The organism is Bradyrhizobium sp. MI1.3, assembly GCF_055811695.1.
On the sequence record NZ_JBVVPQ010000174.1, the window covers coordinates 1 to 3,222 of the forward strand.

Annotated in this window: 1 protein-coding gene; it reads right to left on the reverse strand. The window is 65.5% G+C overall.

From position 1 onward, the window contains the following. A partial coding sequence (locus tag AC0L3A_RS40325) for an AMP-binding protein (RefSeq protein ID WP_473256539.1) occupies positions 1-3,222 on the reverse strand: 3,222 nt, incomplete at both ends.

Sequence of the window (3,222 nt, forward strand, 5' to 3'; positions counted from 1 at the left end):
CGCCCCGAACGGAACGGGCGCAGCAAGACCGTCCAGCAGGTAGATCCGCGTGTTCGCGATCGGCCGGCCAATCGGGAGCCGCTGGATTCGCTCATCAATCGCGTTGATCTCGCAGACTGTCGCAAAGGTCGTCGTCTCGGTCGGACCGTAACAGTGCAAGAGATGTTGCGGTCGGTTCTGCCTCAGCACCCGTGCTACTGTCGCGACATCAACGGCATCACCGCCAACTAATAACAACCGCAAACTCGCCAGCACCGGGCCGAGATCATTAGCGATCTGCCTGAACAACCCCGCTGTCAAATGCAGGACGGTAATGCGGTGCTGCTGAACCAGACTGCGCAGCACTTCTGGCTCAAGCATATTAGTGCGTGTAATCGCAATCAGGCTCGAACCGTGTAGCAGAGGTGCCCAGACTTCCAGCGTGCTGATATCAAACGCGGGATTGCCCAGCCATCCCACGCGATCCGTTGAGCTGAACTCCGCATAGCCGTTGTTGATGATGAGCCGGTTGACAGCACGATGAGGAACAACAACTCCCTTGGGAACTCCGGTCGAACCGGAGGTGTACATTACATAAGCGGCGGCCTCGGCGCTCAATGCCAAGCCCGGATCGGTACTACATCCTGTTCCGGCCATGAGCGGCTCAATGGGCAGAACAGGGGTCGTCACCTCAACCAGATCGTCATCGTCACTCTCGCTAAGCACGAAGCCCGCATCACAGTCGGCCAGTATCCAGCCTTGTCGTGCAGATGGAAGAGCGCGATCGATCGGCACATAAACTCCCCCCGCCTTCAGGGTCGCCAACTGCGCCACCACAAGGGCAACGGAGCGGTCCAGCATTGTCGCAACGCTATCCCCGGACCTTACCCCGAGCCCGATCAGATGATGCGCGAGGCGGTTCGCCCGTGCATTGAGCTCGCCATAGCTCACGCGCTCGCCCTCGCAGACCACCGCCACCGCGTTCGGCGCCCGGCGCACCTGCGCCTCGAACAGCTCATGGATGCACCGCTCCGCCGGATAGGACGCCGCCGTCCGGTTCAGCTCCTCCAGCAGGTAGGCGCGCTCAGCGGCTGGCAGGATGTCCAGGTCTCGCACCGGCGTATTGGGGGCATGCTCCAGCGCCTCAGCCACTTGCTCGAGCGCGCGCTGCATGTAACCGCAGACCCGGTCCGCAGCGACGCCCTCCGCCACCTGCGCCGTCAGACCGAGCGCCTCGCCAAAATCCTCCACCGACAAGGACAGGGGATAGTTGGTGCGCTCCTCCCCGCCCAGCCATTCCACCCCCTCTAGCCCATCATTCGGTGCAGAACCGGACATGGCCGCCAGCGTGGTGTGACGATAGTTCAACAGCGCGCTGAACAGCGGCGCCGGTGCCGCAACGCTGCTACAGCGTTGCGCCAACGCCAGCGAGGCATGCTCATGCGCCAGCAGCTCGGCCAGCCGGGCGTGGGTGGTGCGCACGCTCGCCTCGACCCCGGTGCCGTCGAGATTAAGCCGCAGCGGCAGGGTGTTCATGAACAGGCCCATGGCGCGGTCGGCACCGGCGCCGCCATGCATGCGGCCGAACAGCACCGTGCCGAACACCACCTGCTCGCGGCCGCTGCTGCGCGCCACCACCTGCCCCCAGGCCAGATGGCACAGGCTGGCCAGGCTCACCCCGAGCCGCCGCGCCTGGCTGCGCAGCCGCGTGTTGAGCGCCTGCGGCAGCATCCGCTGCGCCTCACGAACCCCGCTGCCATCGCCGCGGATCTCGCTCAGCCCAAACGGCGTGGTCGGCTCATCGATGTCGGCCAGCAGCCCCCGGAAGAACTGCTCATGCGCATCCGCACCCACGCCCAATCGCGCCTGGGCCACCAGATTGCGGAACGGCTGCGGGGCTATCAGCTCATGCTCGCGCCCCTCCAGCACGGCCCGGACCTCGGCATGCATCACTTCCAGCGTGGTGTGATCCCCGATCAAATGGTGCTGCAGCTCCAAAAGCAGCCAGCGCTCGCTGCCGGGCTCGCGCGCAATCACAAACCGCAACAGCGGCGCCCGGCCAAGATCGATGCGCTGCTGGCGCGGATCAAACCGATCCTTAAGCTGCTCGTGGCCGGGACCAGAAGACCCGTCCAGCTCAACCTCGCTCACCAGCAGCGGCACGTTCCGCCACACCACCTGGGCCGGGCTCGACAGGCCCTCCCAGACAAACGATGTCCTTAAGATGTCGTGCCGATCCACCACCCGCTGAACCGCGGCAAGATAGCGCTCCAACAGGCCACGGTCGGCAAACGCCATCTGCGAAACCAGCAGGTACGGATCGCCATGGCTGGCGAGCAGATGATGGAACAGGATGCCGTCCTGCAGCGCCGACAAGCCATAAATGTCCTGGATGTTGGCGACGTCACCAGGCACCATGGCGACGATCCGATCGATCTCGCCCTGCGTCAGCTCGATCAGCGGCAGCATCTGCGGCGTAATCGCCGTGCTGCTCGCGGTGATCAGGTTGGCCGGGACCGCCACCTCCTGATGAGTGCCCAGGCTTGCGGCCAGATCCGCCAGCACCGGCTTGGCGAACAAGGTCCGCACCTCGATCCCGAGCGACAGCCGCCGCAGACGCTCCATCAACTGCACCGCCAAGAGCGAGTGGCCGCCCAGTTCGAAGAAGTTGTCGTGGCGCCCGACCCGCGCCACACCGAGAAGCTCCGCCCAGATCGTCGCCAGCGTGGTCTCGGTCTCGCCCCGCGGCGGCTCATAGGCGCGGCGCGCATAGGCCTCATCCTCAGGCATCGGCAGCGCCTTGCGGTCGAGCTTGCCGTTTGCCGTCAGCGGCAGCGCCGCCAGCCGCACAAATGCAGCCGGCACCATGTAGTCGGGCAGCCGCGCACTCACATGCCCGCGCAACGTGCCGGCAAGATCAGCTCCATTCAGCGCATCCGATGCCGCCTCGGACGCACACACCACATAGCCGACAAGACGCTGCTCGCCGGTGCGATCCTGTTGCGCCACCACCACCGCATCGCGCACGAACGGATGTTCGACGAGCCGTGCCGCGATCTCGCCGGGCTCGATCCGAAAGCCCCGGATCTTCACCTGCTCGTCGTTGCGGCCCAAAAACGCCAGATTGCCGTCCGGCAGGTACCGCGCCAGGTCCCCGGTCCGGTACAGCCGGTCGCCTTCCACAAAGGGACTGGCGATGAACCGCTCCGCGGTCAGCTCGGGCCGGTTCAGATAGCCGCGCGC